Consider the following 23,015-nt stretch of genomic DNA (forward strand, 5'->3'; position numbering starts at 1 on the left):
CTATCCTTATAGCCGGTCATCGCAGTGCGCCGCCCCTTGAAGCGGGCAGCGTATAAGCGGCATGATATAGACAATTAGTTTCTCATTCAGCAAGGAATTGCCATGTCTCAGTTTCATCTTATCGCACCGTCGGGCTACTGCATCAATCAGGACGCGGCACAACGGGGCGTTCAGCGCTTACTGGGCTTCGGCCACCAGGTAGAAAATCAGACGATTATCCCTCGCCGCCAGCAGCGTTTTGCCGGAACCGAGGCCCAGAGACTGAATGATATCAACAGCCTGGTGAACCTGAAGGGTGAGGATCGGATCGTGCTTGCGGTGCGGGGGGGCTATGGCGCGAGCCGGTTACTGGAGAGTATTGACTGGCAAGGTCTGGCACAGCGTCAACAGCAGGACCCGCTGCTGATATGCGGCCACAGCGACTTCACGGTGATCCAGCTTGGGCTGCTGGCGCTGCATAACGTCATTACCTTCAGCGGCCCGATGCTGGCCGGAAATTTTGGTGCACCGGCGCTCGATGCGTTTACCCTTGAGCATTTCTGGCGCGCCCTGCGAAACCCAACCTACAGCATAACGTGGCAAGGCCAGGGGCCGCACTGGGCCTGTGAAGGCCAACTCTGGGGCGGTAACCTGGCAATGCTGGTCTCGCTCATCGGTACGCCGTGGTTGCCGGACATCGAAGACGGTATTCTGGTGCTGGAAGATATTAACGAACATCCGTTCCGCGTCGAGCGCATGTTATTGCAGCTTTATCATGCCGGGATCCTTGAACGTCAGTCAGCAATCGTGCTGGGCAGTTTTAGCGGTGCGGCACCCAATGATTACGACGCCGGTTACTCCCTTGAAACGATGGTTGATTTCATCCGTTCCCGTCTCGATATCCCGGTTATCACCGGTCTGGATTTTGGCCATGAGCAACAAACCGTAACCCTTGCGCTGGGGGCACATGCGTCCCTGATACATGATGATTCAGGCAGTCGGTTAACAATAAGCGGTCATCCGGTCATAAAGGCATAAAAAAGCCGTTAAACCCCTTAATAAAACGCTGTTGCCGTGGTTAATATGTTAGGGTTTTAGTAACAGCGTTAACATTGAGGTGGGAGTAAGACAACATTGGATGCCGCAGCGATAATCAGCCTTTTCATTCTGGGTTCTGTGCTTGTAACCTGTAGTATATTATTAAGTTCATTTTCATCGCGTCTCGGCATACCTATTCTCGTTATTTTCCTTGCTATCGGCATGCTGGCTGGCATCGATGGCATCGGCGGTATTCCTTTCGATAACTACCCTTTCGCCTACATGGTGAGTAACCTCGCGCTGGCAGTGATCCTGCTGGACGGCGGGATGCGCACTCAGGCGAGCTCGTTCCGCGTCGCCTTAGGGCCGGCTCTATCGCTCGCGACCGTAGGCGTATTAATCACATCCGGCCTGACCGGGATGATGGCCGCCTGGCTGTTCCATCTCAATATCATGGAAGGCTTGCTGATTGGCGCTATTGTCGGTTCAACCGATGCGGCGGCGGTCTTTTCCCTGCTTGGCGGTAAAGGGCTTAACGAACGTGTTGGCTCCACGCTTGAGATTGAATCCGGCAGTAACGATCCCATGGCGGTGTTTCTCACCATCACGCTGATTGAGATGATCCAGCAGCACGAAAGCGGGCTGAGCTGGATGTTTGCCTGGCATATCCTGCAGCAGTTTGGTCTGGGGATTATTCTTGGCCTCGGCGGCGGCTATCTGCTGCAGCAGATGATCAACCGGATTTCACTTCCCGCCGGGCTTTACCCTCTGCTGGCGCTGAGCGGGGGCATTCTGATTTTTGCCGTCACCACCGCGCTGGATGGCAGCGGTATTCTTGCCGTCTACCTCTGTGGCTTCCTGATGGGTAACCGCCCTATTCGCAACCGTCACGCCATTTTGCAGAACTTCGACGGACTGGCCTGGCTGGCGCAGATTGGCATGTTCCTGGTGCTTGGCCTGCTGGTTACCCCTTCAGACCTGCTGCCTATCGCCGTGCCGGCGCTGATGCTGTCGGCGTGGATGATCTTCTTCGCCCGTCCACTGTCGGTGTTTGCAGGCCTGCTGCCGTTTCGCGGCTTTAACCTGCGCGAGCGTATCTTTATCAGTTGGGTGGGTTTGCGCGGCGCGGTGCCGATTATCCTTGCCGTGTTCCCGATGATGGCGGGTCTGGATAACGCCCGACTGTTCTTCAACGTCGCATTCTTCGTTGTTTTGATTTCACTCCTCTTCCAGGGCACGTCACTCGGCTGGGCGGCGAAAAAGGCAAAAGTGGTGATCCCCCCCGTTGGCTGGCCCGTCTCCCGGGTGGGGCTGGATATTCATCCGGAAAATCCGTGGGAACAGTTTGTATATCAGCTTAGCGAAGACAAATGGTGCGTGGGCGCGTCGCTGCGCGATCTGCATATGCCCGCCGAAACGCGGATTGCCGCGTTGTTCCGCGACAATGTTCTGCTTCACCCTACCGGCAGCACCCGTCTGCGTGAAGGGGATATTTTGTGCGTGATTGGCCGCGAGCGCGACCTGCCCGCGCTGGGTAAATTGTTCAGCCAGTCGCCACCGGTGGCGCTGGATCAGCGTTTCTTCGGCGATTTTATTCTGGAAGCGAGCGCCAAATTTGCAGATGTTGCCTTGATTTACGGTCTGGATGAAGGGCTGGAGTATCGCGATAAGCAGCAAACGCTGGGGGAAATTATCCAGCAACTGCTTGGCGCAGCACCCGTTGTCGGTGACCAGGTCGAGTTTGCCGGGATGATCTGGACGGTGGCCGAGAAAGAAGATAACGCGGTACGCAAAGTTGGCGTAAGGCCGATGGAAGAAGAGTCAGAGTAGTTTAGGTTTCATGTCTTACTGGCCGGGGAAGGCGTTATCGCCCCCCGGCACATCGCATAGTTACACCGTCACAACCGGTACGCGCGGCGCCAGAGCGCACATCAGCTCATAGCCAACGGTCCCTGCCGCAGCGGCCACATCGTCAATTTTAATTTCATTTCCCCACAGCTCAACCGGTGAACCAATCCCCGCCTGCGGGCACGGCGTGAGGTCTACCGCCAGCATATCCATTGAGACCGTCCCCACGGTACCCGTGCGAACGCCATCCACCCATACCGGCGTGCCGGTCGGAGCGATACGCGGGTAGCCGTCGGCATAGCCTCCCGCCACAATGCCAATTCGCTGTTCGCCTGTCGCCCGGTAACGGCTGCCGTAGCCCACCGTGGAACCGGCCTTCAGCGTTTGTACGCCGATGATTTCGCTGCGAAGAGTCATCACCGGTTTCAGGCCGCTGTTGGCAATATCCTGCCACTGCCCTGACGGTGACGCGCCGTACAGAATGATCCCCGGGCGTACCCAGCTGTAGTGCGCCTCCGGGTGCCACAGCGTGGCCGCCGAGTTAGAGAGCGAGCGCGAACATGCCAGACCTTCAGCCGCCTGCTCAATCCGCACCATCGCCTCGGCGATGCCATCGGGTTTTTCCGCGTCGGCAAAGTGCGCCATCAGCGTCATTTCGCCCACATTCTTGATGCCGCGCAGCTGTTGCCATACCGTATGTACCCGCTCGGGCTGGAAGCCCAGGCGGTTCATGCCGCTGTTCACCTTGAGATAAATGTCGAGCGGAGCATGCAGTCTGGCGTCCTGCAGGGCTTTAACCTGCCAGTTGCTGTGAATGCTGGTGGTCAGCCGGTACTTATCCAGCAACAGTAGATCGTCGGCATGGAAGAACCCTTCCAGCAATAAGATAGGGCCTTTCCAGCCACGCTCGCGCAGCAAAATGGCCTCTTCCAGATTCAGTAACGCAAAACCGTCGGTCGCGCTGAGCGCGCTCCAGATGCGGTCAATACCGTGGCCGTAGGCGTTCGCTTTCACCACCGACCAGACGCGTGAACCTGGCGCAGCACGGCGAACAATCTGCAGGTTATCCTTCAGGGCCTGCAAGTCCAGCTGAGCCAGAACAGGACGGGACATGACAACTCCTTAGTTATGCGCGCCGTGCAGGTGCTGTGGACGCGAGGGGGTGAACCCAGATTGATAGCGCGCGGCACTTAAATCGTCAAACGGAATTGCCGGGGTGCGACCGGAAATCAAGTCGCTCAACAGCTGACCTGAGCCACAGGCCATTGTCCAGCCGAGGGTGCCGTGTCCGGTATTCGTCCACAGGTTTTTGAACGGAGTGCGGCCCACAATCGGCGTGCCGTCTGGCGTCATTGGACGCAGACCGGTCCAGAACGTGGCCTGCTCGACAAAACCGCCGCGTGGGAAGAGATCGCCCACGACCATCTCCAGCGTTTCACGACGCGGCTGCAGCAGCTCGGTGTTGAAGCCGACAATCTCCGCCATGCCGCCTACGCGGATACGGTTGTCAAAACGGGTAATGGCGATTTTATAGGTTTCATCCAGAATGGTGGAGACGGGTGCACCGCTGTCCTCTTTCACCGGGATGGTCAGGGAGTACCCCTTCAGCGGATAGACCGGAATGTCCAGAATGCCCTTCAGCATGGCGGTAGAGTAAGAGCCAAAGGCCATGACGTAGGCATCCGCTTTGATCACCTCTTCGCCGCACTTCACGCCGTAAATATTACCGCCTTCCGACAGCAATTTATCGACGGGCGTGTTAAAGCGGAATGTTACCCCTGCCTGCTCGCACATCTGCGCCAGACGCTGGGTAAAGAGCTGACAGTCGCCGGTTTCATCGTTGGGTAAACGCAGGCCGCCCGTCAGTTTGTGGGACACCTCCGCCAGCGCCGGTTCAACCTGTCCCAGCTGACTGGCCTCGAGGAGTTGATACGGAACACCGGCATCTTCCAGCACGGCGATATCGCGGGTGGCGTTTTCGTACTGTTGCGCCGTGCGGAACAGCTGCAGCGTACCGCCCTGACGGCCTTCGTACTCAATGCCGGTGGTGGCGCGCAAGGTTTTCAGGCAGTCACGGCTGTATTCCGCCAGACGCACCATACGCCCTTTGTTTTCCATGTAATGGCGGGTGTCGCAATTGCGCAGCATCTGCCACATCCACTTAAGCTGGAACTGCGTGCCGTCGAGGCTAATGGCCAGCGGCGCATGGCGCTGGAACATCCATTTAATCGCCTTCAGTGGCACGCCGGGAGCCGCCCACGGTGCCGCATAGCCCGGAGAGATTTGCCCGGCATTCGCCGCGCTGGTTTCCAGCGCAGGGCCTGGTTCACGATCGATAACGGTTACGTCATGCCCCGCCTGACTTAAATACCAGGCGCTGGTTACGCCAACCACACCACTTCCCAGTATGACAACACGCATAGCCACTCCATAATGTGCAAAAGAACAATCTTCTAATTACAGATTGATAACCTAGTTGAAAATATTATTCAACATACGACTTTTTTATGGTGACTTATCTCACATCTTCCCCTGCTGGCGGGGAAAGGACTTATTTGGGATCTCCTGCTGCGCGTTATTTTTAACCAGCATAAAACTCTGCGTGAACCGCTTTTTTTACCGTATTGAAAACGGGAAATCGTAAAGAAAAAATTTCTGCTCCAGCACGCTTTTTAACACGTTGATCTATGCTTGAAAGGAGGCTCTCCAGACAGAGAGAGCACCCACAACGAGGGCGCGCTAATGGCTACTATTGATTCCCTGAACAAGGACAACACACGTCTCAGCGATGGACCCGACTGGACCTTTGAGTTGCTGGATGTCTACCTCGCTGAAATCGACCGGGTAGCAAAACTCTATCGCCTGGATACCTATCCTCACCAGATTGAAGTCATAACCTCCGAACAGATGATGGATGCCTATTCCAGCGTCGGGATGCCGATCAATTATCCGCACTGGTCGTTTGGTAAAAAATTTATTGAAACGGAACGGCTGTATAAACACGGCCAGCAGGGGCTGGCGTATGAAATCGTCATCAACTCCAACCCGTGTATCGCTTACCTGATGGAAGAGAACACCATTACCATGCAGGCGCTGGTGATGGCGCATGCCTGCTACGGGCACAACTCTTTCTTCAAGAATAACTATCTTTTCCGCAGCTGGACGGACGCCAGTTCGATCGTCGATTACCTGATCTTCGCCCGTAAATACATTACCGACTGCGAAGAGCGCTACGGCGTCGATGAAGTGGAGAAACTGCTCGACTCCTGCCATGCGCTGATGAACTACGGCGTAGACCGCTACAAACGGCCGCAGAAAATTTCCCTGCAGGAGGAGAAAGCCCGGCAGAAAAGCCGCGAGGAGTATCTGCAAAGCCAGGTGAATATGCTGTGGCGCACCCTGCCTAAGCGTGAAGAAGAGAAAGCTGTCGCTGAGGCGCGCCGCTACCCGTCTGAACCACAGGAAAACCTGCTCTACTTTATGGAGAAGAACGCGCCGCTGCTGGAGTCATGGCAGCGTGAGATCCTGCGCATTGTGCGTAAGGTCAGCCAGTACTTCTATCCGCAAAAACAGACGCAGGTGATGAACGAAGGCTGGGCGACATTCTGGCATTACACCATCCTCAACCATCTGTATGACGAGGGGAAAGTCACCGAGCGGTTTATGATGGAATTCCTCCACAGCCATACCAACGTGGTGTTCCAGCCGCCTTACAACAGCCCGTGGTACAGCGGCATCAACCCGTATGCCCTCGGCTTTGCGATGTTCCAGGACATCAAACGTATCTGCCAGTCGCCAACGGAAGAGGACAAATACTGGTTCCCTGATATTGCCGGTTCGGACTGGCTGGAAACGCTGCATTTTGCGATGCGCGATTTCAAGGATGAGAGCTTTATTAGCCAGTTTATGTCGCCGAAGATCATGCGCGATTTCCGCTTCTTCACCGTGCTGGATGATGACCGTAACAATTTCCTGGAAATTTCAGCGATTCATAACGAAGAGGGATACCGGGAGATCCGCTCTCGCCTCTCTTCCCAGTACAACCTGAGCAATCTTGAACCCAATATTCAGGTATGGAACGTGGATCTCCGCGGTGACCGCTCTCTGACGCTGCGCTACATCCCGCACAACCGTGCCCCGCTGGATAAAGGGCGCAAAGAGGTGCTGAAGCATGTGCATCGCCTGTGGGGCTTTGACGTGCTGCTGGAGCAGCAGAATGAAGACGGTAGCGTGGAGTTGCTGGAGCGCTGCCCGACGCGGATGAATACGCTGTAGTGCCTGCCTGAACCGAAACGCCCGCGTCAGGGCGAAAAAAAACCTCTCAGCTGAGAGGTTTTTTCTTTTAGCGGGTCTGGATGGCCAGGTCACCCGGCAGCGTTTTTTGCATCCGGTGCCAGATTTCACCGGAGTCACGACCGTAGCGGCGCACGGTTTCATACACCTGATCGTGCTGACCGGTGGAACAGAGCTCGCTCAGCTTGTGGTAAAAGCCCAGCGCCAGACTGCGGGCTTCCGGATTGGCAAAGTAGTGACGACCGATACGGGTATAGAGCCCTTTCATGCCGTTAAGGATGAGGCCGTAAATCGGGTTACCGGAGGCAAACGCCAGGCCGCGGAAGATGTTGTAATCAAGGGTAGCAAACGCATCCGCATGATCTTCCACCTGGTTGGCACTGGCCAGAACCTGGAGCGCATCTTCCGGGTGCTGACGGAAAGCCGTACGAATAAAGATGGTCGCGATATTGGTACGCACGGAGAGCAGATTATCAATCAGCTGCGGCACGCTTTCATGATCGAGGCGCGCCAGCGTTTCAAGAATATTCAGCCCGGAGGTTTCCCAGAAATTGTTTACTTTTGTTGGCTTGCCATGCTGAATCGTCAACCACCCATCACGCGCCAGTCGCTGGAGCACTTCCCGAAGCGTGGTGCGAGTGACGCCAATCAGTTCAGAGAGTTCGCGTTCAGCCGGAAGAATGGACCCTGCAGGGAAACGATTATTCCAGATGCTTTCAATGATGTACTCTTCCGCGAAACCCGCCGGGCTCTGCGCCTTAATGACCATAGTGAGATTTCCATTACACAGCTTTAGCAAATTGCACTCATCATACCAGAGGCTCGCAGAGGCAGATAGCGCAGCAGTGAGAGAAAAGAGGGATCGCCGTTTCATTTTTATGAAATTTACATTGCAGCCGAATCCCCCTCCAGGCCGTGATTTTTGCGTATACTGATGTTTTGTTTTACTTCACGGGGAAGAACGTCTGTCGTGGAAATTTCTTTTGGGCGCGCGTTGTGGCGCAATTTTTTAGGCCAGTCTCCCGACTGGTACAAGCTGATACTTCTGGTGTTCCTGGTTGTTAATCCTCTCATCTTTATTGTGCACCCGTTTATTGCCGGGTGGCTGCTGGTCGCGGAGTTTATCTTCACCCTGGCCATGGCGCTGAAGTGCTATCCCCTGCTGCCTGGCGGTTTGCTGGCCATTGAAGCGGTTGTCATTGGGATGACCAGCGCCGAGCATGTAAAAGCAGAACTGGCCTCAAACCTTGAAGTGCTTCTGCTGCTGATGTTTATGGTGGCCGGCATCTACTTTATGAAACAGCTGCTGCTGTTTATTTTTACCCGCCTGCTGCTGAGCATTCCTTCAAAAACGCTTTTGTCGCTGGCTTTCTGCGTGGCTGCAGCATTTCTTTCAGCCTTCCTGGATGCGCTGACGGTGGTCGCCGTGGTGATAAGCGTCGCGGTCGGGTTTTATGGTATTTATCACCGGGTGGCCTCTTCACGTCCCGGCGATGACCTGCTTGATGACAGCCAGGTCGATAATGACCACCGCGAGGTGCTGGAACAGTTCCGCGCCTTCCTGCGCAGCCTGATGATGCATGCCGGCGTCGGGACCGCCCTGGGCGGCGTGATGACGATGGTGGGTGAACCGCAAAACCTGATCATTGCTAAAGCTGCGGGCTGGCATTTCGGTGATTTCTTCCTGCGAATGGCACCGGTGAGCATACCGGTTCTGGTGTGCGGTCTGGCGACCTGTGTGGTGGTGGAGAAATTCAGCCTCTTTGGCTATGGCGCGCATATTCCGGCGCCCGTGCGTCAGGAGCTGCAGAAATTCGACCAGCAAAGCCGTAGCCAGCGGACGCGTCAGGAGACGCTGCGTCTTATTGCACAGGGCGTCATTGGCGTCTGGCTTATCGCCGCGCTGGCGTTTCATCTTGCCGAAGTCGGTTTAATTGGCCTGTCGGTGATTATTCTCGCCACCAGTTTTACCGGCGTGACGGATGAGCATGCGATTGGCAAAGCCTTTACGGAAGCCCTGCCCTTTACCGCCCTGCTGGCCGTCTTTTTTGCGGTCGTCGCGGTGATCATCGACCAGAAGCTTTTCGCGCCGATCATTACCTTTGTCTTGCAGGCGGCACCGGATGCTCAGCTTTCGCTGTTTTATCTTTTTAACGGGCTGCTGTCGTCTATCTCGGATAACGTGTTTGTTGGCACGGTCTACATCAACGAGGCCAAAACGGCCATGGAGCAAGGCGTCATCAGCACCGGACAGTTCGAACTGCTGGCGGTGGCAATTAACACCGGGACCAACCTGCCGTCGGTGGCGACGCCCAACGGTCAGGCGGCGTTCCTGTTCCTGCTGACCTCTGCGCTGGCTCCACTCATACGTCTTTCTTATGGGCGAATGGTCTGGATGGCGCTTCCCTATACGCTGGTGCTCACGCTTGTAGGATTGCTTTGCGTCAAAATTACCCTTATTCCCTGTACGCAATGGTTGATACAAGCGGGTATACTTGCCGCGCAGTAAACCTGATATATCGGGCAGCTTGCTGCCCGTTTACCTTTTCGCACGATAAACATCCAATTACGTTTTATTTCGTCAGGTACAGGTGGCGCGAAAAACGAATTCGTTTACACTGCGCTTTCTAAGCATGTTCCAGGGAAATGATTATGTTGAGATTTTTAAACCAGTGCTCTCGCGGTCGCGGAGCGTGGTTGTTAATGGCCCTGACCGCCTTTGCGCTGGAAATGGTCGCGCTGTGGTTCCAGCATGTGATGGGACTTCAGCCTTGCGTACTCTGTATTTACGAACGCTGTGCATTGTTCGGCATTATGGGTGCGGGTCTGGTGGGTGCGATTGCCCCTAAATCGCCGTTACGCTATGCCGCAATTGCCATCTGGCTGTACAGCGCCTGGAAAGGTATTGAGCTCTCCTGGCAGCACACCATGATGCAACTGCATCCGTCACCTTTTATGACCTGTGATTTCGCCGCCCGCTTCCCGAGCTGGCTGCCGCTTGATAAATGGCTGCCGCAGGTGTTTGTTGCTTCCGGTGACTGCTCTGTGCGCCAGTGGGAATTCCTGAGCCTTGAGATGCCGCAGTGGCTGGTGGGGATTTTTGTGGCCTACTTCATTGTGGCGCTGCTGGTGCTCATCGCACAACCGTTCAAACCCAAGAAACGCGACCTGTTTGGCAGGTAAAAAAACCCGCCTCGGCGGGTTTTTTCTTATCCACGGTTGGGATGATTCATGATGTGATCTTCCCAGTCCTGTACCTCTGACTCTTTCACCGCAATATGACGCACAGAGATGCGTTCACCGTGCATCGCTGCTTTGGAGCCCGTCAGCAGCGGGTGCCATTTTGGCAGGTCTTTGCCTTCCGCCAGCAGACGATAGGCGCAGGTATGCGGCAGCCATTCGAAGGTGGGCAGGTTCTCACGGGTTAGCTTGATGCAATCCGGCTCGTACTCGAAGCGACGCTCATAGTTGCGACACTGGCAGGTTTTGATGTTCAGCTGCTTGCAGGCAACGTTGGTGAAATAGATTTCGTCCGAATCTTCATCCATCAGTTTATGCAGGCAGCACTGCCCGCAACCGTCACACAACGATTCCCACTCCACGTCTGTCATTTGGTCGAGAGTTTTGCTTTGCCAGAAAGGAATGTTGTTCATCAGGATGTCCACACGTCAAAAGAGAGCGCACCTTATAACGAGTCTGGCACGTTGTTGCAAGTTTTGCCGCCCTCTTCAGGCGGCAAGATGCTTTTACAGCACGCGAGTTTTCAGTGACAGACCGTTAAAACTGACGTCCAGTTCGTCACCGGCCTGCAGCGGGCCGACACCTTCTGGCGTACCGGTGAGGATCACATCGCCCGGTTTCAGGGTAAAGAAGCGGCTCATGTAGGCAATCAGCGGCACAATTTTATGGATCATATCTGCCGTGGTGCCCTGCTGGCGGATCTCGCCGTTAACCTTCAGGCTGAGCGGGGTGTTCTGCGGATCGTCGGTAAATTCACTTACCGGAATAAAACCGGAGATCGGGCAAGCGTTATCAAACCCTTTGGCCTTTTCCCACGGCTGCCCCGCTTTCTTCATTTTGCCCTGAACATCACGCAGGGTCAGGTCGAGCGCGACACCGTATCCGGCAATCGCCTTTTGCACATGCTCTTCGGAGGCCTGACGCAGCGTCGCGCCAATCAGCACGGCCAGCTCCACTTCATGATGCACCGACCCCAACCCCTGCGGCAGCGCCAGCGGCTGGCGAATGTCGCACAGCGCGGTTTCTGGCTTGATGAACAGGACCGGCTCGTCTGGCGTCGCGCTGCCCATCTCCTGAATATGTTTGGCATAGTTACTGCCTACGCAGACCACTTTGCTGACGGGATAATCCAGTAATGCACCTTGCCAGTTATGATGTTGATACATGTACGACCCCTAAACGGTTGATGTGTTAACCCCGAAAACAGCCGGGACTATTTTTTCCCGTTCACCTCAAGATGCTGTTTTAATAAATTCTCGGGTGGTGGCGGGAGCTGTAAATAATAGCCTTGCTCCGCTAATGCGGTTTTCACTTTTTCCAGTTCGGCGTTGACCAGTTTCTTACGGCCATCCAGCGGCAGCAGCATCGCCAGCTGAGGTCGGCCAAAGTTCTTCATTAATTCTTCAGGTACGCGCGAAAAATCGTCTTTCTTTTCGACATAAAGATAGGTCTGGTCACGACTTGTACTTCTGTAGATCACACAAAACATGTTTTTACTCTGAATTAATGGGTGGTTGCTTGCCTCAATATACTCCTGACTATAACATGCCTGATACTCTTCGGAATATCGCAACGGCGGTGTTGCGGTTAATAGCAAATTGAGTAAGGCCAGGATGTCAAACACGCCAATCGAGCTTAAAGGCAGTAGCTTCACCTTATCAGTGGTACATTTGCATGATGCAAAACCCGAGGTTATTCGTCAGGCGTTAGAAGACAAAATTGCGCAGGCTCCCGCTTTTCTGAAACATGCCCCCGTCGTCGTGAATGTCAGTGGTCTGGATGCACCGGTTAACTGGAAACTTCTCCAGCAAGCCGTGGCCGCGACCGGGCTGCGTATCGTCGGTATCAGCGGCTGCAAAGATGCTGAGCTAAAAGCAGAAATTGACCGGGCGGGTCTGCCCATTCTGACCGAAGGCAAAGAAAAAGCCGCGCGTCCTGCCCCTGCGGCAGTCCAAACGCCCCCTCCTCCGGTGCAAAACGTTACACCTGTCACAAAAACGCGATTGATTGATGTGCCGGTTCGTTCCGGTCAGCGCATTTATGCACCAAACTGTGATCTGATTGTTACAAGCCACGTCAGCGCTGGCGCAGAGCTGATTGCAGATGGCAATATTCACGTATACGGTATGATGCGTGGGCGTGCGCTCGCGGGTGCAAGTGGTGACAGGGATGCGCAAATATTTTGTACTCATCTGACGGCGGAACTGGTGTCCATCGCAGGTGAATATTGGCTGAGCGACAAGATCCCAGCCGAATTTTATGGCAAAGCGGCTCGTCTGCGACTGGCAGACGACGCGTTGACCGTTCAACCGTTGAATTGATCCCTTTTTAACAAGGAATTTCTATGGCACGCATTATTGTTGTTACTTCGGGTAAAGGAGGCGTTGGCAAGACCACCTCCAGCGCGGCCATCGCTACTGGTTTGGCCCAGAAGGGAAAGAAAACCGTCGTTATCGATTTCGATATCGGTCTGCGTAACCTCGACCTGATCATGGGATGTGAACGTCGCGTGGTCTATGACTTCGTGAACGTCATTCAGGGCGACGCCACACTGAACCAGGCGCTGATTAAAGACAAGCGCACCGAAAACCTCTACATCCTTCCGGCTTCTCAGACGCGTGATAAAGACGCCCTGACCCGTGAAGGCGTGGAAAAGGTGCTCGACGAGCTGAAAAAAATGGAGTTTGACTTCGTTGTCTGTGACTCCCCTGCCGGCATCGAAACGGGCGCCCTGATGGCACTCTACTTCGCTGATGAAGCCATCATCACCACCAACCCTGAAGTCTCATCCGTGCGTGACTCGGACCGTATTCTGGGGATCCTCGCCTCCAAATCGCGTCGTGCGGAAAATGGCGAAGAACCCATTAAAGAGCACCTGCTGCTGACCCGCTATAACCCGGGTCGCGTGAACAAAGGTGACATGCTTAGCATGGAAGACGTGCTGGAGATCCTGCGCATCAAACTGGTCGGCGTGATCCCGGAAGATCAATCCGTATTGCGCGCCTCTAACCAGGGCGAGCCAGTGATCCTGGATACAATGGCAGATGCAGGTAAAGCGTACGCGGATACCGTTGACCGTCTGCTGGGAGAAGAACGTCCTTTCCGCTTCATTGAAGAAGAGAAGAAAGGTTTCCTCAAACGCCTGTTCGGAGGATAAGTTATGGCATTACTGGACTTTTTTCTCTCGCGGAAAAAGAACACCGCCAACATCGCAAAAGAACGACTGCAAATCATCGTTGCGGAGCGTCGTCGTAGTGACGCCGAGCCACACTACCTGCCGCAGCTGCGTAAGGACATCCTGGAAGTGATCTGTAAGTATGTGCAGATTGACCCGGAGATGGTCACGGTGCAGCTGGAGCAAAAAGACGGGGATATTTCGATTCTGGAGCTGAACGTTACGCTCCCGGAAGCCGAAGAGTCACGTCCGTAGTTCGGGATTGTGTATCCCCGGTAAGCGTATGCCGCCGGGGAAATGTGCCGGGCATGTCAGCATGACCCGGCATTTTCATTATCGCGGATAACCTTCCAGCACAGTATTCAGGCGATCGGCCATCAATTCCCCGCGCCAGCCCGCCATCATTTCCGGCAAACCATTCTGAGGTTTCAGCTTCCAGTGCCAGTTCAGCAGCTGGTTAATCTGACGGCGTGACGCCAGCAGTTCCGCGCCCAGTTTGCTTTGCGTCGCGACGTCCTGCACCAGCGCTTTGATATCCTTGAACGCCTTGCGATAGCCCGGCATATCCATCAGATTCAGCAGTGGCTCCGGCAGTGCTTCGTCCGGCATTTCCTGCGCTTTTGCTACCAGCGCAAGCAGGGTTTTACCGTGGAAACGGATCTCGCTGCCGGAAAGCCCGATGCTGTCCAGTTCGCCCATGCTGCCCGGCATATACCGCGCGACCGCCCAGAGGTGTTCTTCGCGTACCACAAAGTTAACGGCCAGATCGCGCTCGCGTGCTTTACGCAAACGCCAGTCCGCTAACAGCTGCAGACACGCCAGCTGACGCGTACGCAGCTGCCAGGCGTTACTGATATCGCGCCAGGCCTCTTTCGGATCAACCACTTCCTGACGACGCTGCTGCGTCATTCGGCACTCATCCAGCGCGGCGGGCAACCAGCCTGACGCTTCCGCCTCTTTCATCAGCTGGCCGGCAATCGGCAGGAGGTAAAACACGTCTGCCGCCGCGTATTCCAGTTGACGCTCGGTTAATGGGCGTGCCAGCCAGTCGGTGCGGGATTCGCTTTTATCCAGCGTCAGGCCAGTATACTCCTCAACCATGGCGGCAAAGCCCCATGAGAGCGGTCGATTACTGAAGGCCGCGAGGATCTGCGTATCAATCAACGGTTGTGGCATGACGCCAATAGTATTCAGAAAGACTTCCAGATCTTCACTGCCTGCGTGCAGGTATTTTGTTACCGCAGTATCGAGCAGCAGGTCACGCATCGGCGTCCAGTCGGTAATGCCGAGCGGGTCGATCAGCGACACGTGTTTACCGTCGTACATCTGAATCAACCCCAGCTGCGGATAGTAGGTCCGGGTACGGACAAACTCGGTATCCAGGGCAATGGCAGGAAAGTCGCGCGTCACTTCGCACAGCGAAGCCAGCTCGTCGTTGGTCGTGATCATCTGGTAATTCAAAACGGATTCTCTTTTGTTTGCGCCCATAAAAAACGCCGGCTTAACCGGCGTCTGGGCGATTAGCGTGAAGCTCAGGCCTTATTGTCTACTTTGCCACGGGCTTCGTCACGTAATTCTCGTCGTAATATCTTTCCGACATTCGATTTCGGCAGTTCCTCGCGAAACTCAACCAGCTTCGGCACCTTATAGCCGGTCAGCTGACGACGACAGAAGGTGATCAGCGCCTCCTCCGTAAGAGAAGGATCTTTTTTGACCACAAAAATCTTCACCGCCTCGCCGCTGCTCCCGGAAGGGACGCCTACGGCAGCCACTTCGAGCACGCCGCTGTGCTGCATCACCACATCTTCGATTTCATTCGGGTAGACGTTGAAACCGGAAACCAGGATCATGTCTTTCTTACGATCGACGATACGCAGGAAGCCCTCTTCATCCATCACGGCGATATCACCGGTGTGCAGCCAGCCGTCTTTGATAATTTCATCGGTCGCATCGGGACGTTGCCAGTAGCCCAGCATCACCTGCGGCCCTTTGACACAGAGTTCGCCCGGTTCACCTGGCGCCACTTCGTTATCGTCATCATCAACCAGTTTGGCTTCGGTCGACGGAACCGGCAGGCCAATGCTTCCGCTGTGATAGTCGATATCGTGCGGGTTCACACTGACCAGCGGGGCGCACTCCGTCAGGCCATAGCCTTCCAGTAAATACTGACCCGTCAGTTTCATCCAGCGTTCGGCAACGGCCTGTTGAACCGGCATACCGCCACCCGCAGAGAGGTGCAGCGTGGAGAAATCGAGCTTCTGGAACTCTTTGTTGTTGAGCAGCGCGTTAAAGAGCGTATTCACCCCGGTCATGGCGGTGAACGGATATTTCGCCAGCTCTTTCACCAGCCCCGGAATATCGCGCGGGTTTGTGATCAATACGTTTTGACCACCCAGCTCAATAAACAGCAGACAGTTCATGGTCAGCGCGAAGATGTGATAAAGCGGAAGCGCGGTGATCACCAGCTCTTTTCCGTGGTGCAGCAACGGTCCGTAGGTGGCATTCACCTGTTCAAGGTTTGCCAGCATGTTACGGTGGGTCAGCATGGCGCCTTTAGCCACACCCGTTGTGCCGCCGGTGTACTGCAGAAACGCGAGGTCTTCTGATACCACTTCCGGTTTAACGTATTGCATGCGGTAGCCCGCCTGCAGCGCACTGCGGAAGGAGATCGCGTCCGGCAGGTGGTATTTCGGCACCAGACGTTTGATGTATTTGACGACAAAGTTAACCAGTGTCCCTTTGGCGGTTGAGAGTTGATCCCCCATACGCGTCAGGATGACGTGTTTGACCTGGGTTTTGTCGACCACTTTTTCCAGCGTGTGGGCAAAGTTAGAGACAATCACAATGGCGGCGGCACCGCTGTCGTTGAGCTGATGCTCCAGCTCCCGCGGCGTATACAGCGGGTTAACGTTGACAACAATCATCCCGGCACGCAGGACACCGAACAGCGCCACCGGGTATTGCAGCAGGTTCGGCATCATCAGCGCGACGCGGTCCCCTTTTTGCAGCCCCAGCCCTTCCTGCAGATAGGCGGCGAACGCCCGACTACGCTCCTCAAGTTTACGGAACGTCATGACCTCGCCCATATTCACAAAAGCAGGCTGGTCTGCGTAACGCCTTACCGAGTGTTCAAACAATTCAACCAGGGATTGATAACGGTCAGGATTGATCTCGGCAGGAACATCTGCGGGATAACGGTTAAGCCAAACCTTCTTCAATGCATCACCTCTGAAATGAGTGTTCGTCGTCATCACAACCCCGATAATAAACAGTTTGTTAACATTATATTAACTCAGCGTACCAGTTTATTAATTGTTCAGATTTAAGGTTGCGAAGCGCGTCACTCTTTTTTTTCGTTTTATTCGTAAAAAACAGAGACAGCGGCTGAGCCGCTGTCTCTTTTCTAACAATTACAGGGAGTTACTCAGTAACGATTGTCTGAACCTGTGCAGGCCCCGGGTTATACCAGCCCCAGCCCGGGTAGCCATACCGATAAGGATGTGGACCCCACATCCACGGATCCATCGGCTGAGGTGGCATGATGACCTGCTGTGTCAGCCGCCAGCGCTTATACCCGTTGACCTGCATGGTCATAAATTTATACGGCGTGTTGCCGACTTTGCCCTCTACCGAACCGGTAATCGGGCCGACGACGGTGACCAGCTGTCCGCGAAAATCGACCGGGTCGAGAAAACCGCCAACGTCGGCATAAATACGCCCACGGGAAGGTTCGCCAAGGATGGGCCGCGCACCGCTATCCAGCGGAACGGTGGCAATCTCCAGACGGGTTTTCCCCTGCTGGTTTTGCACCTCGATAACCTTGCCGCCAAAGCGCGCTTCCTGACCGACGTAAAGCTCAGGCGCATTCATCACACGAACCAGATCCTGCTGTGGCGTGGGGCTGCTGCCCTTAATCGCATCAGGAACGGAAACGCATCCGCTCAGTGCTATGGCCACTGCGCCTGCCATAAAAAGGCGTACAACTTTAGTCTGAACCGCCATGATGCGACTCCTTTTTCTCAGTTCCTGTTACTGAGATTCATTCCCGGCCTGGAAGTTTCTTCCACGCGACGGTGTTTCGCAAATAAACCGGCTCCGCATGTTCAACGGCCACGGTTTTGCCCGCCTCAAGCAGTTGACAGGCGATGGGAAGCATATCCTCTGCGGCGGGCAGAAGCATGTTTCCGTCTGTCAGCGTGATCCCGGTGCCGTTAGCCATCTCTGGCCATGCCGGCCAGCCGGTGCCTACTGTCGCCCACTCGCCGGACAGCTGTTTCAGCCGCTCGGTCACCGCTTCCGGCTTGAGGACAGCCTCGGTCTCTTCACCGTGCCAGATGCCGTTTTCATCGCGGGTGTATTCTGCCCAGTAAACTTCTCCCATTCGGGCGTCAATGGCCGCCAGAACGCGCGTTGCACCGGTCATGCGCCATGCGCCCTGCGCCATGGTTGACAGCGTGGAAACACCGATCATCGGCAGTTCTGCGCCCAGCGCCAGCCCCTGCGCAATGCCAATTCCAATGCGTACGCCCGTAAAGCTGCCGGGGCCACGGCCAAAGGCCAGTGCGTCGAGGTCGGTTAAGGTGGTGTTGCCCCGGGTTAAAATCTCTTTAACCAGAGGCAGAATGCGTTGGGTGTGTTCTCGTGGGCACTCTTCGAAATGAGCAGAGATAGCACCGTCGTTCAACAGAGCAACAGAACAGGCCTCTGTCGCGGTATCAATAGCCAGAATTCGCATCAGTCGTCGCGCTCTCGCAATGGTCAGTCACAAAATGGCGCGCATCTTAGCATACTCACGGGCAAATTACTCCGCCGTTGGGTTTGCCAGGAAGCGAACCGCGCGTTTAATGTCCCGCGTGCGCGGCGCGGGCGGCAAGCTGGCAAGGAAGGTCGCACCGTAAGGGCGCATCACCAGCCGGTTATCGCATATGACCAGCACGCCGCGGTCGTCTGTGTCGCGAATCAGGCGCCCTACCCCTTGTTTAAGGGTGATCACCGCGTCCGGTAGCTGGACCTCATCAAAAGGATCGCCGCCGCGCAAACGGCAGTCTTCCATACGTGCCTTCAGCAGCGGATCGTCCGGCGAAGTAAACGGCAGTTTATCAATGATCACCAGTGACAGGGTATCTCCCCGCACGTCCACCCCTTCCCAGAAGCTGCTGGTGGCTACCAGCAGGGCGTTACCGGCACTGACAAACTGCTGTAACAGTTGCCCTTTGCTGGTCTCACCCTGAAGCAGAACCGGCAAAGTCATGGTGGCGCGGAACTGTTCCGCCAGATCGCGCATCATCGCGTGGGAGGTGCAGAGCATAAAACAGCGGCCGTTGTTGGCCTCGATCATCGGCCTGAGCATTGCCGCCAGCAGGCGCGCCGCGCCGGGCTGGTTAGGCAAAGGCAGATTACGCGGAACGCAGAGCAACGCCTGTTTTTCATAATCAAACGGGCTGGGCAGCAGCAGCGACTCCGCCTGCTCAATCCCCAGACGCCCGGTAAAGTGGTGTAGATCGTCATTCACCGAAAGGGTTGCCGACGTGAAGATCCAGCTTCCCGGTTTTTGCGCCATCACCTCTTTGAATTTATCCGCCACCGTCAGCGGCGTCAGGGCCAGTGTGAAATGGCGGGAGGTGCATTCATACCAGTAGCTGAACCCCGGCTGGTTTATCTCTTTCAGCCGTTTGAGGCGTGCCCGATAGAGCGTGGCGCGCTCGAAGGCGGCATCCAGCAGTGCGGAACGGCCGAGCGATAGTTTCGCCACGTCGTAACAAAGCTCAAGGGCATCATCGAGCAGCAACAGCGCGCGCTGGATATTTTTGTCTGCCAGCAGCTCACGCAGATTACCGCGATAGCCCGGCTCACCCAGTTGCAGGCGAAAATCCTGCGCACTTTGCGCCAGGCGGTCAGCACACTTCTGCAGCTGTTGGGTATCTTTTAACTCGGTGCGGTAGGCAATGGTGAAATCTTTCGCTAAGTCCTGCAGCTGGCGGCTGGAGAGCGACTGGCCAAAATACTGGCTGGCGATGTCAGGAAGCTGGTGGGCTTCATCGAAGATCATCACGTCCGCTTCCGGGATCAGTTCGCCAAAGCCGCTATCTTTAACCACCATATCGGCAAGGAAGAGATGGTGGTTTACCACCACGACATCCGCATCCATGGCGGTTTTACGCGCTTTCACCACAAAACAATCTTTATACAGCGGGCAGTCGCTCCCCAGGCAGTTGTCGTTGGTACTGGTGACCAGCGGCCAGGCGGGAGAGTCTTCCGGCACGCTCGCGCAGGTGCTGATATCCCCCTCCTCCGTCTGATTGGCCCAGGCGCGAAGAATAATGACATCGCTGAGCGTCTGCACCGGCAGATCACCGCCCGCCAGCGCCTGCTGCTCAAGCCGTTCCAGGCAGAGGTAGTTGGAGCGGCCTTTCAGCAACGCCAGGCGGCCTTTATACTTCAGGGCGTTGGCAACCGTGGGCAGATCGCGGCTGTAAAGCTGGTCCTGCAGCGCTTTAGACCCGGTGGAGATGATCACTTTCTTTTTAGCCCGCAGCGCTGGCGCCAGGTAGGCATAGGTTTTGCCCGTGCCGGTACCGGCTTCCACCACCAGCGGCTGCGCGGTGTCGATTGCGCGGGCCACGGCATGCGCCATCTGCCGCTGGGGTTCACGCGGTTTAAAACCGGGAATCGCCTGTGCTAACTGACCTTCTGGGGAAAAATCGTCTGCCACGTTGCTCTCTCACTGTATTTTTGCACAGGGATTATGTCAGCCCATCCTCTCCAGTGCCACCCCAAATAGTGACGAGGGGAGTACAATATGGCAGTCTTGCCGACTGACATGAAAATAACGAGGAAACGTTTATGACAATTGTGCGCATTGATGCCGAAGCACGCTGGTCTGATGTGGTCATCCATAACCAGACGCTCTACTACACCGGTGTACCGGAAAATCTCGACGCAGATGCCTTCGAACAGACGGCGAATACGCTGGCGCAGATTGACGCCGTGCTGGAAAAGCAAGGCAGCGACAAATCACGCATTCTGGATGCGACCATTTTTCTTGCCAGTAAAGACGATTTTGCGGCGATGAATAAAGCCTGGGATGCCTGGGTTGTGGCGGGACATGCGCCCGTACGGTGTACCGTACAGGCGACGCTGATGAAGCCGGAATACAAAGTCGAAATTAAGATTATCGCGGCGGTTTAAGCCGGATTACTCCTCTTCATCATCCTCAAAACGCGCCACGATCCGCTCGCCGGTGTGGGTGGCGCGAAGTTCATTAGCAACTTGCGTGATCGCCTGTCCGCTGCTCATCCCCTGGGACATCAGTTCCTGAATACGCTCAACCGCTTTCTGCTGCTGGTCATGGCTCAGAGAAGGTAAACCTGCAAACATTGTCAACTCCTGCTAAATTATCCGCGCTAATTATTTCACGCTGCCCGGTAGTATGCCACACATGAACCCGTTACCCCCTACAGTCATTTCATTACCCTGGCGTTCAGACGCCGCGGAATTCTGGTTTGCCCGCCTCAGCCATCTTCCTTTTGCGATGTTGCTGCACTCCGGTTATGCGGATCATCCCTATAGCCGCTTTGATATTCTGGTTGCCGACCCTCTGCAGACCCTGATAACACAAGGGAATGTGACTACGACGGGCGAAACGCAGTCAACGGACGATCCGCTGTCATTACTTCAGCAGGCGCTGGACGCGCTGGGCTTAACCGTTCCGCAAAATCCCGACCTTCCCTTCCAGGGAGGTGCGCTGGGCTTGTTCGGCTATGATTTAGGTCGCCGCTTCGAAACCTTGCCGGAGACTGCGCAGGACGACATTCCGCTGCCGGATATGGCGGTGGGGCTTTACGACTGGGCAATAATCGTCGATCACCACAAGCAGGCGGTCTCTCTGCTCAGCCATCAGGATGTGTCCGCCCGGCTTGCCTGGCTTGAGGCACAGGTCCCCGTCGCAACAGCGGATTTCCACCTGACCTCTGCGTGGCGCGCCAACATGACCGCGCAGGAGTACGCCGCGAAGTTTGAGCGGGTTCAGGGCTATCTGCAGAGCGGTGATTGCTATCAGGTCAACCTTGCTCAGCGTTTTCAGGCAACCTGTGAAGGCGATGAGTGGCAGGCATTTACCCGCCTCAACGCCAGTAACCGGGCACCGTTCAGTGCATTTCTGCGCCTGGAACAGGGCGCTATCCTGAGCCTCTCGCCCGAGCGTTTTATTCATCTTGCCGATGGCACTATTCAGACGCGACCGATCAAAGGCACGCTTCCCCGCCTGGCCGATCCTGTTGCCGACCGCCAGCAGGCGGAAAAACTGGCGGCCTCGTTAAAAGATCGCGCTGAAAACCTGATGATTGTCGACCTCATGCGTAACGACATTGGCCGGGTCGCTGTACCGGGAAGCGTGCGTGTCCCTGAACTGTTTGTCGTCGAGCCGTTCCCCGCGGTGCATCACCTGGTCAGCACCATTACCGCGCAACTGCCCGCCTCGCGCACGGCCTGCGATCTGCTTCGCGCCGCGTTCCCGGGAGGCTCGATAACCGGCGCGCCTAAAGTGCGGGCAATGCAAATAATCGATGAGCTGGAACCGCATCGTCGAAACGCCTGGTGCGGCAGCATTGGCTATATCAGTCTCTGCGGTACGCTGGATACCAGCATCACCATTCGAACGCTGACCGCCTGTAACGGGAATCTGTACTGTTCCGCAGGGGGCGGAATTGTTGCTGATAGCCAGGTCGATGCGGAATATCAGGAAACCTTTGATAAAGTTAACCGTATCCTGAAACAACTGGAGTAATGACGGGTGGAAAAAGAGAACCTGACGCTGGATGATTTTCTGTCGCGCTTTCAGCTTTTGCGGCCCAACGTGAGCCGCGAAGCCCTGAATCAACGTCAGGCAGCGGTGTTGATCCCGGTGGTCCGTCGTGAGCAGCCGGGCCTGCTGCTCACCCAGCGTTCGCCACATTTACGTAAGCACGCCGGTCAGGTCGCCTTTCCGGGCGGTGCCGTGGACAGTTCTGACGCCTCGCTGATTGCCGCCGCGCTGCGCGAAGCCCAGGAAGAGGTCGCCATTCCGCCTGAAGCGGTTGAGATCATTGGCGTGCTGCCGCCGGTCGACAGCGTGACCGGTTTTCAGGTCACACCGGTGGTCGGCATTATCCCGCCGGATCTGCAATATCACGCCAGCGTCGATGAAGTGTCTGCGGTATTTGAGATGCCGCTGGAAGAGGCCCTCCGGCTCGGGCGTTATCATCCGCTGGATATCCAGCGTCGGGGTCATGCGCACCGGGTGTGGTTGTCCTGGTATCAGCATTATTTTGTCTGGGGCATGACGGCGGGCATCATTCGTGAACTGGCGCTGCAAATCGGCCTGAAGCCTTGACTATACTTTACATTCCACCCTCTTCTGCCAGGTTTGCGATCGGCGTCGCGCTATTAGCAAAACCATCGTTAA

General features: G+C 55.7%; 23 protein-coding genes. 11 read left to right on the plus strand and 12 right to left on the minus strand.

The features are described 5' to 3' along the window. The first annotated feature begins 102 nt into the window (after nucleotides 1-102). Both ldcA and HV340_RS12965 read left to right on the plus strand, forming a co-directional pair. Nucleotides 103-1,017 carry a muramoyltetrapeptide carboxypeptidase gene (gene ldcA, locus HV340_RS12960; protein WP_014170572.1) on the plus strand — a complete coding sequence of 305 codons (915 nt, stop codon included), beginning with the start codon at nucleotides 103-105 and terminating at the stop codon, nucleotides 1,015-1,017. Between the two features lie 96 nt (nucleotides 1,018-1,113). Next, the gene (locus tag HV340_RS12965; RefSeq protein ID WP_014170573.1) at nucleotides 1,114-2,847 is read left to right on the plus strand and encodes a potassium/proton antiporter; all 1,734 of its coding nucleotides are present in this window, start codon (nucleotides 1,114-1,116) and stop codon (nucleotides 2,845-2,847) included. Nucleotides 2,848-2,907: 60 nt separating this feature from the next. Here HV340_RS12965 and dadX read toward each other — a convergent pair whose 3' ends face one another. Both dadX and HV340_RS12975 read right to left on the minus strand, forming a co-directional pair. Next, nucleotides 2,908-3,978, minus strand: a complete 1,071-nt coding sequence (gene dadX, locus HV340_RS12970; protein ID WP_063924845.1) for a catabolic alanine racemase DadX — start codon at nucleotides 3,976-3,978, stop codon at nucleotides 2,908-2,910. A gap of 9 nt (nucleotides 3,979-3,987) precedes the next feature. Further along, the gene (locus HV340_RS12975) at nucleotides 3,988-5,286 is read right to left on the minus strand and encodes a D-amino acid dehydrogenase (RefSeq protein ID WP_020883441.1); all 1,299 of its coding nucleotides are present in this window, start codon (nucleotides 5,284-5,286) and stop codon (nucleotides 3,988-3,990) included. A gap of 321 nt (nucleotides 5,287-5,607) precedes the next feature. On the opposite strand from HV340_RS12975, the gene HV340_RS12980 reads away from it, so the two are divergent. Further along, the gene (locus HV340_RS12980; protein ID WP_020883440.1) at nucleotides 5,608-7,140 is read left to right on the plus strand and encodes a SpoVR family protein; all 1,533 of its coding nucleotides are present in this window, start codon (nucleotides 5,608-5,610) and stop codon (nucleotides 7,138-7,140) included. A gap of 67 nt (nucleotides 7,141-7,207) precedes the next feature. Here the strand turns inward: HV340_RS12980 and fadR are convergent, their stop codons facing one another. Then, nucleotides 7,208-7,927: a fatty acid metabolism transcriptional regulator FadR gene (gene fadR, locus HV340_RS12985; RefSeq protein ID WP_025203875.1), complete on the minus strand. Its 720-nt coding sequence runs from the start codon at nucleotides 7,925-7,927 to the stop codon at nucleotides 7,208-7,210. Nucleotides 7,928-8,128: 201 nt separating this feature from the next. Here fadR and nhaB point away from each other — a divergent pair, with 201 nt between their 5' ends. Continuing rightward, nucleotides 8,129-9,667, plus strand: coding sequence for a Na(+)/H(+) antiporter NhaB (nhaB, locus tag HV340_RS12990; protein ID WP_181216017.1), 1,539 nt, complete (start codon nucleotides 8,129-8,131; stop codon nucleotides 9,665-9,667). A gap of 143 nt (nucleotides 9,668-9,810) precedes the next feature. Further along, entirely contained in the window at nucleotides 9,811-10,341 is a 531-nt protein-coding gene (gene dsbB / locus HV340_RS12995) for a disulfide bond formation protein DsbB (protein WP_020883437.1), read from the plus strand. Nucleotides 10,342-10,367: 26 nt separating this feature from the next. Here dsbB and HV340_RS13000 read toward each other — a convergent pair whose 3' ends face one another. The 3 genes from HV340_RS13000 to HV340_RS13010 all read right to left on the minus strand — a co-directional run bounded on the left by HV340_RS13000 (nucleotide 10,368) and on the right by HV340_RS13010 (nucleotide 11,887). Continuing rightward, nucleotides 10,368-10,811, minus strand: coding sequence for a YcgN family cysteine cluster protein (locus tag HV340_RS13000; protein WP_020883436.1), 444 nt, complete (start codon nucleotides 10,809-10,811; stop codon nucleotides 10,368-10,370). Nucleotides 10,812-10,904: 93 nt separating this feature from the next. Further along, on the minus strand, nucleotides 10,905-11,564 hold the full coding sequence (locus HV340_RS13005) for a fumarylacetoacetate hydrolase family protein (RefSeq protein WP_020883435.1): 660 nt from the start codon (nucleotides 11,562-11,564) through the stop codon (nucleotides 10,905-10,907). 47 nt (nucleotides 11,565-11,611) lie between these two features. Then, a complete protein-coding gene (locus tag HV340_RS13010; protein ID WP_041162729.1) occupies nucleotides 11,612-11,887 on the minus strand; it encodes a YcgL domain-containing protein in 276 nt (91 codons plus the stop codon). A 124-nt stretch (nucleotides 11,888-12,011) separates the two neighbouring features. On the opposite strand from HV340_RS13010, the gene minC reads away from it, so the two are divergent. The 3 genes from minC to minE are packed head-to-tail and all read left to right on the plus strand — an operon-like array spanning nucleotide 12,012 to nucleotide 13,828. Further along, complete coding sequence (minC, locus tag HV340_RS13015) at nucleotides 12,012-12,719, plus strand: septum site-determining protein MinC (RefSeq protein ID WP_020883433.1); 708 nt, start codon at nucleotides 12,012-12,014, stop codon at nucleotides 12,717-12,719. 23 nt (nucleotides 12,720-12,742) lie between these two features. After that, nucleotides 12,743-13,555: a septum site-determining protein MinD gene (minD, locus tag HV340_RS13020; protein ID WP_014170584.1), complete on the plus strand. Its 813-nt coding sequence runs from the start codon at nucleotides 12,743-12,745 to the stop codon at nucleotides 13,553-13,555. Nucleotides 13,556-13,558: 3 nt separating this feature from the next. Continuing rightward, nucleotides 13,559-13,828, plus strand: coding sequence for a cell division topological specificity factor MinE (minE, locus tag HV340_RS13025; protein WP_008500504.1), 270 nt, complete (start codon nucleotides 13,559-13,561; stop codon nucleotides 13,826-13,828). Between the two features lie 78 nt (nucleotides 13,829-13,906). On the opposite strand, the gene rnd is transcribed toward minE, so the two are convergent. From rnd to HV340_RS13050, 5 genes are all read right to left on the minus strand, one after another. Further along, the gene (rnd, locus tag HV340_RS13030; protein WP_181216551.1) at nucleotides 13,907-15,022 is read right to left on the minus strand and encodes a ribonuclease D; all 1,116 of its coding nucleotides are present in this window, start codon (nucleotides 15,020-15,022) and stop codon (nucleotides 13,907-13,909) included. An 83-nt stretch (nucleotides 15,023-15,105) separates the two neighbouring features. After that, on the minus strand, nucleotides 15,106-16,791 hold the full coding sequence (gene fadD / locus HV340_RS13035) for a long-chain-fatty-acid--CoA ligase FadD (protein ID WP_032669980.1): 1,686 nt from the start codon (nucleotides 16,789-16,791) through the stop codon (nucleotides 15,106-15,108). Nucleotides 16,792-16,993: 202 nt separating this feature from the next. Next, nucleotides 16,994-17,575, minus strand: coding sequence for a Slp family lipoprotein (locus tag HV340_RS13040; RefSeq protein WP_020883430.1), 582 nt, complete (start codon nucleotides 17,573-17,575; stop codon nucleotides 16,994-16,996). Between the two features lie 37 nt (nucleotides 17,576-17,612). Further along, a complete protein-coding gene (gene tsaB / locus HV340_RS13045; protein WP_181216018.1) occupies nucleotides 17,613-18,308 on the minus strand; it encodes a tRNA (adenosine(37)-N6)-threonylcarbamoyltransferase complex dimerization subunit type 1 TsaB in 696 nt (231 codons plus the stop codon). Between the two features lie 66 nt (nucleotides 18,309-18,374). Beyond that, nucleotides 18,375-20,285 carry an ATP-dependent DNA helicase gene (locus tag HV340_RS13050; RefSeq protein WP_040017764.1) on the minus strand — a complete coding sequence of 637 codons (1,911 nt, stop codon included), beginning with the start codon at nucleotides 20,283-20,285 and terminating at the stop codon, nucleotides 18,375-18,377. Between the two features lie 131 nt (nucleotides 20,286-20,416). Here HV340_RS13050 and HV340_RS13055 point away from each other — a divergent pair, with 131 nt between their 5' ends. Beyond that, entirely contained in the window at nucleotides 20,417-20,761 is a 345-nt protein-coding gene (locus HV340_RS13055; RefSeq protein WP_014170591.1) for a RidA family protein, read from the plus strand. Between the two features lie 6 nt (nucleotides 20,762-20,767). Here the strand turns inward: HV340_RS13055 and HV340_RS13060 are convergent, their stop codons facing one another. Beyond that, nucleotides 20,768-20,950 (minus strand): YoaH family protein, encoded by a 183-nt coding sequence (locus tag HV340_RS13060; protein ID WP_020883426.1) that lies wholly within the window; start codon nucleotides 20,948-20,950, stop codon nucleotides 20,768-20,770. A 61-nt stretch (nucleotides 20,951-21,011) separates the two neighbouring features. On the opposite strand from HV340_RS13060, the gene pabB reads away from it, so the two are divergent. Together pabB and HV340_RS13070 are read left to right on the plus strand one after the other, a co-directional pair. Further along, nucleotides 21,012-22,358 (plus strand): aminodeoxychorismate synthase component 1, encoded by a 1,347-nt coding sequence (pabB, locus tag HV340_RS13065; protein ID WP_181216019.1) that lies wholly within the window; start codon nucleotides 21,012-21,014, stop codon nucleotides 22,356-22,358. Between the two features lie 6 nt (nucleotides 22,359-22,364). After that, nucleotides 22,365-22,943, plus strand: coding sequence for a CoA pyrophosphatase (locus HV340_RS13070; RefSeq protein WP_014170594.1), 579 nt, complete (start codon nucleotides 22,365-22,367; stop codon nucleotides 22,941-22,943). Nucleotides 22,944-23,015: the final 72 nt, after the last annotated feature.

The sequence above is a fragment of the Enterobacter sp. RHBSTW-00975 genome, assembly GCF_013615235.1.
GTDB classification, from domain to species: Bacteria; Pseudomonadota; Gammaproteobacteria; order Enterobacterales; family Enterobacteriaceae; genus Enterobacter; species Enterobacter ludwigii.